We start from the raw sequence: 8,415 nt of genomic DNA, 5'->3' as shown, positions 1-8,415 counted from the left end.
CTGGGAATGTACTCCATGGGTCCTGGACGATACAGGGCATTCATGGCAATAAGATCCTCGAATACCGTTGGTTTCAGTTCCTTTAAATGCTTTTGCATCCCAGCGGATTCGTACTGGAAGATTCCTACGGTATCCCCTCTTTGAAAGAGTTCGTAGGTCTTTACATCATCTAAGGGAAAATCATCGGGCACCAAATCGATGCCGTGCTTGGCCTTGACGATCTTCACGGTGTCCTTGATCAAGGTCAAGGTTTTCAACCCAAGGAAATCCATTTTCAACAAACCGGCACTTTCCACCACCGAGTTATCGAATTGGGTGACGTACAGATCGGAATCCTTGGCCGTGGCAACGGGAACGAAATTGGTGATATCATCGGGCGTGATGATCACCCCACAAGCGTGGATTCCCGTATTTCGCAAGGAGCCTTCCAAAATCCTGGCCATATTCACGGTCTGGCCCTCAAGGTCATCCCCATCGGCAATATTCAATAAATGGTTGACCTTTTCCATTTCCTCGGCCCTGAATTTCTTCTTCAGTTCTGCTTCGGGAACCCCAAAGATCTTACCGAGTTTTGACATGGTCGGAATCAACTTTGCAATACGATCGGCATCCCCCAAGGGTAGATCCAATACCCTGGCCGTATCACGAATCGAGGATTTTGCGGCCATGGTACCATACGTAATGATCTGTGCCACTTGGTTGGCGCCGTATTTGTTGATCACATAATCCATGACACGCCCTCGACCTTCATCATCAAAATCGATATCGATATCGGGCATTGATACCCTATCGGGATTCAAGAACCGCTCAAAAAGCAAATCATATTTCAAGGGATCTATGTTGGTGATGGCAAGGCAGTAAGCCACCACGGATCCTGCAGCTGAACCCCGACCCGGACCTACCGAAACATCCATTTTTCGGGCTTCCCGAATAAAATCCTCCACAATCAGAAAATAACCGGGATACCCAGAATTTTCAATGGTCTTTAATTCAAATTCGATGCGCTCCTCGATTTCCGGGGTAAGCTCCCCGTACCTTCTTTTTGCCCCTTCATAAGTGATATGTCGTAAATAGGCATTTTCACCACGTTTGCCCCCATCGGCCTCATCTTCAACTATCTTAAAATTGGCCGGGATATCGAATTTGGGCAACAGTACATCCCTGGCCAAATCATAGGATTCTATCTTATCTATGATTTCCTGTATATTCAGGATAGACGCTGGTAAATCCTTGAACAACTCGATCATTTCCTCAGAAGACTTAAAATAATACTCCTGATTCGGCAGCCCGTAGCGGTAACCACGACCACGACCAATGGGCGTAGCCTGTTTTTCCCCATCCTTTACACAAAGCAGAATATCATGGGCTTCCGCGTCTTTCTTCGCACAATAATAGGTATTGTTCGTTGCCACCATCTTGACCTGGTGCCTGGTTGCAAAGTCGATCAACACCTTATTCACACGGTCTTCATCTTCCTGACCATGCCGCATGATCTCTATATAAAGATCATCACCAAACTGCTCTTTCCACCAGAACAGGGCTTCCTCGGCCTGCTTTTCACCCACGTTCAAAATCTTACCCGGTACTTCCCCATAAAGGTTGCCCGTCAATACAATGATATCTTCCTTGTACTTCTGTATGATGTTCCTGTCGATTCTTGGCACATAATAAAATCCATCGGTATAGGCAATGGAAGACATCTTGGCCAAATTATGATAGCCCTTCTTATTCTTGGCTAAAAGGACTATTTGATAGCCATAATCCTTAACACTTTTGTTGGTATGGTCCTCACAAACGAAAAATTCACATCCGATAATTGGTGTAATCAACATTTCTTTCGTTTCCTCGCCTTTTTCCAAAGCTTTGACAGTTTTTTCCTTTACCGATTTGTTATGCGCCATTACCGCTTTGACAAAATGGAAGGCCCCCATCATATTCGCATGGTCGGTCAAGGCGACCGCCGGCATATGGTTTTTGGCCGCCGATTGTACCAAATCCTTGATATTGATCGTCGATTGTAGGACAGAAAACTGGGAATGGTTGTGCAAATGCACGAATGGGGTATCGGAGAGACTCTCGATATTCTCCTGAATCTCTTCCTCAGAAACGCCACCAGTATCCTTATCCCATAGTGCATCTGCTATCTTCTTGGATGCTTTTTTAAGATTGATGTGCTTTATACCAATGAGGGCAATCTGCTTTGGATTGGCTTCCGAGAATTTTTGAAAATAGTCAGGTTGTACATCCAGTTGCTCCTGGGTAAAGTGGTTTTGACGCACCAATTCGAAAAAACAGCGCGTCGTGGCTTCGACATCCGCAGTAGCATTGTGGGCTTCCTCAAAAGGTTCATTAAAAAGATGTTCATGAAGCTCGGTCAGCGTAGGTAGTTTGAACTTACCTCCTCGCCCACCCGGAATTTTACAAAGTAAGGCGGTCTCTTCGCTACAGGTATCCAAAACCGGTAGTTCCTGTAAGGGATTCACAATACCTAAACGGTGGTATTCGGCCCCCATGATATTGATATCGAAACCTACATTTTGCCCAATGATGAATTTTGTTTTCGCCATGGCCGTATTGAAGAGCTCCAGTACCTCGGCCAAGGGAATCCCTTTTTGAACGGCCAGTTCCGTTGAAATACCATGGATCTGTTCCGCATCATAGGGAATATTGAACCCATCGGGGCGCACCAGATAATCCTGACTTTCAATCAGATTTCCCATGGCATCGTGTAATTGCCAGGCTATCTGTATACAACGAGGCCAATTATCCACATCGGTAAAAGGTGCATCCCATCGCTTGGGCAAACCAGTGGTCTCGGTGTCAAAAATAAGGTACATCCAATGTGTTTTTGAAGTGGAAAAAAGTGGTTATAAAAATATACAAAAGGCGCCCCAGACAAAAAGGTAGTTATCAGGAGTTATCAACTGAAATTCTAAGGTACTTCCTTTTTATCAATCCACAAATACCGTACATTGATGCCTTGTTAACATTCGATCTAATGGCCTATACCTTTTTTCTAAATAAGTTGTTTTTTTCTCTAATCTTGGGCATGGTCTTATGCCCAACGTTAATTCACGGACAAATAGACCCTTCCAACCGGCCTAATTTTATCATCATATTCGCCGATGATTTGGGTTATGGAGACTTGAGTTCCTACGGCAATCCAAGCATAAACACACCACATTTAGACCGAATGGCCCATGAGGGTCAGAAATGGACGAATTTTTATGCAGGGGCCAGTGTATGTACCCCAAGTAGGGCCGCCTTACTAACGGGGAGACTTCCTGTGCGCAGTGGTATGAGCAGCAATATCCATAGGGTTTTGTTTCCTGACAGTAAAAATGGCTTGCCCACCAATGAAATTACCTTGGCCGAACAACTCAAAAAAGCGGGGTACGCTTCGGCCTGTATCGGCAAATGGCATCTGGGACATAAAGCGCAATACTTGCCCACCAACAATGGTTTTGATTCCTATTTCGGCATTCCCTACTCCAACGATATGGATTATATAGGGCATGGCGATTATAAGGAGTTAGTGCAACAAAACCTAAAAGCCCTTAAAACGGAAGATTACAATGTTCCCTTGTTGCGCAACACTGAGATCATAGAACGTCCGGCGAACCAGAATAATATTACTAAAAGATATAACGAAGCCGCTGTTGCTTATATTAAAGAACATAAAGACAAACCCTTCTTCTTATACCTGGCCCATAATCTGCCCCATATCCCTTTGTTCGCTTCAGAGCATTTTCTTGGTTCCAGCAAACGTGGACTCTATGGTGATGTAGTCGAAGAAATAGACAATGGGGTCGGCCAAATCCTAAAAACTTTAAAGGAAGAGGGGCTGTCAGCAAATACCGTTGTTATCTTCACCTCTGACAATGGGCCCTGGTTACCGTTCAAGACCCATAGTGGCAGTGCTGGACCACTTAAAGCGGGCAAAGGCACCACTTGGGAGGGCGGTATGCGCGAACCGGCCATTTTCTGGGGACCGGGTTTGATCGAACCCGGCATGGTCAGCGAATTGGGATCTACGATGGATTTGTTCACCACCTTTAGCGCCATGGCAGGTGTTGGCCTTCCAAAGGACCGAATTATCGATGGGAAAGATTTAAGTGAAACTTTATTCCACCACAAACCGAGTCCGAGAAATAGTATCCTCTACTACCGGGGACCTGAATTATACGCGGTACGAGTCGGGGATTATAAGGCCCATTTTATCACACAAGGCGAGTATGGGCAGTTCGGGGAACGCGAAGTACACGACCCTCCAATGTTATATAATGTAAATCAGGATATTTCGGAAAATTTCAATATCGCAGCGGAACACCCTGAAATTATAGCACAAATCAAAAAGCTTGTTGAAGACCATAAATCCGACTTGGTCAAAGGCAAAGATCAATTGGCCGAAAGGGAATAAAGTAATTTATTCAAAACTATTGCCGAATTAAAGAATTACAGTATATTTGCAGCCCCTTTTTGAGGGAATAAAAGAAGAATTAATAACCGAGGGTCGGGCACCCTACAAAATTAATGTGATATGCCAGTAAAAATTAGATTACAAAGACACGGAAAAAAAGGAAAACCTTTTTATTGGATCGTAGCTGCCGATGCGCGTGCAAAAAGAGATGGTAAATTCTTGGAAAAACTAGGAATCTACAACCCCAACACCAATCCAGCAACTATCGAAATCAACGTTGACAATTCAGTGACATGGTTGAACAATGGAGCACAACCTACAGATACAGCAAGAGCTATTCTTTCCTATAAAGGTGTTTTATTAAAGCATCACCTATTGGGTGGTGTTCGTAAAGGTGCTTTGACCGAAGAACAGGCTGAAGAAAAATTCAATGCTTGGTTGGCTGAGAAAGAAAAATCGGTTGCCTCTAAGGTCAGTGGCCTTGATCAAGTTAAAGCAGATGCAAAAGCCAAAGCCTTAGCCGCTGAAAAAGAAGTGAACGAAAAACGTGCCTTGGCCGCTGCTGAAGCGGAAGTGCCCGAAGAGATCGTAGAATCTGAAATTATTGTTGAGGAAGCCGCTACTGAAGTAGTTGAAGAAGCTGCCACTGAAGCACCTGTCGTTGAAGCACCTGTCGTTGAAGCACCTGCTGCTGAAGCGCCGGTTGCTGAAGAACCCGTCGTTGAAGCAGAGGCCGAGGAAAAAGCTCCTGAAGCCCCCAAGGAAAAAAAGTAAATAAATACGGAAACGATGGACAAGTCGGCTTGTTTCTACTTAGGTAAAATCGTTTCAAAATATAGTTTCAAAGGGGAGGTACTTGTTAAGCTCGATACCGATGAACCCGAATTATACGAAAATATGGAATCAGTCTTTGTTTCACTCGGAAACAATCTGGTTCCATTTTTTATTGAAAAATGTAGCCTCCATAAATCCAACTTATTACGTATCGATTTTGAAGAGGTAAAGTCAGAAAATGAAGCAGACCGAATCATGGGCTCTGAACTTTATCTTCCCCTAACTTTTCTACCCAAACTTACAGGGGATAAATTCTATTTTCACGAAGTAATCGGTTTCACGGTCATAGACACCGTACATGGTGATATTGGGATTATTAAAAGTATTAATGATACAACATCCCAAGCGCTTTTTGAGGTGGATAAAGATGGAAAGGATCTCTTGATTCCGATCAATGATGAAATCATTACCAAAGTAGATCGCGCCAAGAAATCCATTTTGGTTTCCACACCTGAGGGATTGGTGGAACTATATCTATCATAAATTGATCTTGATTTCTATTTTATAGAAAGATTCTGAATAAATTCCTCTAAATTTAGGTTTGACCAAAAAACCTTACTGCATGTCGAAGTATATATTTCCGCTCATTTTTGTAGTTTTTTTTGCCTGCAAGAACAAAGACTCCCAGTCAGATATACCAACCCGGCCACCCAATGTCGTATTGATCTTCACCGATGACCAAGGATATCAGGATGTTGGGGTATTTGGATCTCCTAATATCGAAACCCCCCATTTGGACCAAATGGCTTCTGAAGGAGTAAAACTAACGAGTTATTATTCGGCCCAAGCCGTATGTTCCGCATCACGTGCGGGTATCTTGACCGGCTGTTACCCAAACCGTATAGGCATACACAATGCTCTGGGGCCCGGAAACACCCATGGTATCAATAGCACTGAAACCACAATGGCCGAAATGCTGAAAGCCAATGGCTATCATACTGCGATTTTCGGAAAGTGGCATTTAGGACACTATCCTGAATTCATGCCGAACCGGCATGGATTTGACGAGTATTTCGGCATTCCTTATTCCAATGACATGTGGCCCTTTCATCCGCAACAAGGCCCCATTTTCAATTTCCCCGATCTACCCCTCTATGAAAATGAAACGGTCATCGACACGTTGATCGATCAATCACAATTGACCACCCAAATTACCGATCGGAGCGTTGATTTCATCCATAAAAACAAGGATAATCCCTTCTTTTTGTATGTAGCCCATCCACAACCCCATGTACCCTTGTTCGTTTCGGAGAAATTCAAAGGGAAATCTAAAAGGGGATTGTATGGGGATGTGATCATGGAAATCGATTGGTCGGTAGGCCAAATCTTGGACGCCTTAAAAAAGAATGGTCTCGAAGATAATACCATTGTGATTTTCACTTCGGACAACGGCCCATGGTTGGCATACGGAAATCATGCCGGCAGTGCCCTACCCCTGCGTGAAGGAAAGGGTACCGCTTGGGAAGGTGGACAGCGCGAACCCTTTATCATCAAATATCCGGATAAATTACAAGCCGGCAAGGTAGTCGATATCCCCGTGATGGCCATCGATATGTTACCTACCATTGCCCGACTTACCAATTCCCAACTACCCGAGCTGACCATTGATGGGAAAGATGTTTGGAACGTTATTTCAGGAGAAACTACAAAAAGTCCTCAAAAGGCGTATTTCTTTTACTATCGTGTAAATGAACTTTTCGGCGTTCGTTATGGCAAATGGAAACTCTATTTCCCACATCGCTATCGCACCATGAACGGGCAGGAACCTGGTAAAGATGGGCAGCCAGGCGAATATCGTATGATCGATCTAGAAGAAATCGAACTGTACGATGTAGAGAACGACATCAGTGAAACCAAAAATGTGGCCAAGGAAAATCCTAACATTGTGCAGGAAATAAAAGTGATTGCCAATGAAATGCGGTCACGTCTTGGGGATTCCTTAATGGAACTGGAAGGCTCGGAGACTAGGGAGCCTGGACGGATTGAAGGAGAATAATATTTGTCATTCCTGCGCAGGCCGGAATCCATAGGAAAACTTATATTACATAATAACGAATACTTTGTCATTCCTGCGTAGGCAGGAATCCACATTTAAAAATGTATACTTTCCAGCATCAATATTATGTTTATATTCTAACCAATAAAAAGAATGGAACATTGTACATTGGGATGACCAATAATTTGCAAAGAAGGATATATGAACATAAAAATAAACTTATTGAAGGATTTACAAGTAACTATGGATTAGACCTTCTGGTCTATATGGAAAGCTATCAGTATGTTCAGGATGCTATCCTCCGAGAGAAAAGAATAAAGAAATGGAAACGTCAATGGAAAATAAATTTAATTGAAGAAGATAATCCAAACTGGGATTATTTAGCCTTTGACTGGTACGATTAAAATGGATTCCTGCCTGCGCAGGAATGACAAAACCGTAGCTTTATTCTATGGAAAAAACCTTATCGAGAGTAGAAAAACAAAAATGCTAATAGAATATAAGTTGTTTAGAGAAAGAAAATCCTGAGTGGAAGGATTTGGCAGTTGATCGGTACAATTAAAATGGATTTCTTACTGCACAAAAATGACAGATAGATAGAAACTGACTAGCCTTATAAACCCCTAAATGTCCGTTCGAGCGCAGTCGAGAGCTATGAATTCCGTTATCAAAACACGTCTTGACTGCGCTCGACGAGAAACACAGCTCAAATGAAACCCTTCAAATTCAAAGAATTTATCATACACCAAGATCGTTGTGCCATGAAAATCGGCACGGATGGCGTACTCCTGGGGGCATGGACTTCCTTGGCAGGCCATCCTAAATCTATATTGGATATTGGGGCTGGCACAGGTTTACTTGCACTGATGCTGGCACAACGGTGTGGGGCCGAGACTATTGATGCCCTGGAAATCAATGCAGATGCCTATGAACAATGTGTGGAGAATTTTGAAGCCTCACCTTGGGATGACCGCCTTTTCTGTTACCATGCCGGATTGGATGAATTTATGGATGAGATTGAAGATCAGTACGATTTAATCGTTTCCAATCCGCCTTTTTTTTCCGAAGATGTTAGCAGTGGAGATTTCGCAAGGGATACCGCACGACAAAACCAATCCCTACCTTTTGAAGCGCTGATCGAGGGCGTTTCGATGCTTCTTGCCCC

General features: G+C 43.5%; 7 protein-coding genes. 6 read left to right on the top strand and 1 reads right to left on the bottom strand.

Going from position 1 to position 8,415, the window contains the following annotated elements; translation table 11 throughout:
• The coding region (dnaE, locus tag WBM98_RS08280; protein WP_424365553.1) for a DNA polymerase III subunit alpha at nt 1-2,837 on the bottom strand (2,837 nt) is incomplete at its 3' end.
• 212 nt (nt 2,838-3,049) lie between these two features.
• Here dnaE and WBM98_RS08275 point away from each other — a divergent pair.
• The 6 genes from WBM98_RS08275 to WBM98_RS08250 form a co-directional block, all read left to right on the top strand.
• Nucleotides 3,050-4,420, top strand: a complete 1,371-nt coding sequence (locus tag WBM98_RS08275) for a sulfatase family protein (RefSeq protein WP_424365552.1) — start codon at nt 3,050-3,052, stop codon at nt 4,418-4,420.
• 120 nt (nt 4,421-4,540) lie between these two features.
• Nucleotides 4,541-5,194 carry a 30S ribosomal protein S16 gene (locus tag WBM98_RS08270; protein WP_424365551.1) on the top strand — a complete coding sequence of 218 codons (654 nt, stop codon included), beginning with the start codon at nt 4,541-4,543 and terminating at the stop codon, nt 5,192-5,194.
• Nucleotides 5,195-5,209: 15 nt separating this feature from the next.
• A complete protein-coding gene (rimM, locus tag WBM98_RS08265; protein ID WP_424365550.1) occupies nt 5,210-5,737 on the top strand; it encodes a ribosome maturation factor RimM in 528 nt (175 codons plus the stop codon).
• A 79-nt stretch (nt 5,738-5,816) separates the two neighbouring features.
• Nucleotides 5,817-7,250 (top strand): sulfatase family protein, encoded by a 1,434-nt coding sequence (locus WBM98_RS08260; RefSeq protein ID WP_424365549.1) that lies wholly within the window; start codon nt 5,817-5,819, stop codon nt 7,248-7,250.
• A gap of 101 nt (nt 7,251-7,351) precedes the next feature.
• Nucleotides 7,352-7,654: a GIY-YIG nuclease family protein gene (locus WBM98_RS08255; RefSeq protein ID WP_424365548.1), complete on the top strand. Its 303-nt coding sequence runs from the start codon at nt 7,352-7,354 to the stop codon at nt 7,652-7,654.
• 306 nt (nt 7,655-7,960) lie between these two features.
• Nucleotides 7,961-8,415 (top strand): tRNA1(Val) (adenine(37)-N6)-methyltransferase (locus tag WBM98_RS08250; RefSeq protein ID WP_424365547.1); only part of this gene is annotated, 455 nt, incomplete at its 3' end.

It is taken from the genome of Maribacter sp. (assembly GCF_049667165.1).
Classification (GTDB): Bacteria; Bacteroidota; Bacteroidia; order Flavobacteriales; family Flavobacteriaceae; genus Maribacter_A.
This window is presented reverse-complemented; position numbering and strand designations above follow the sequence as displayed.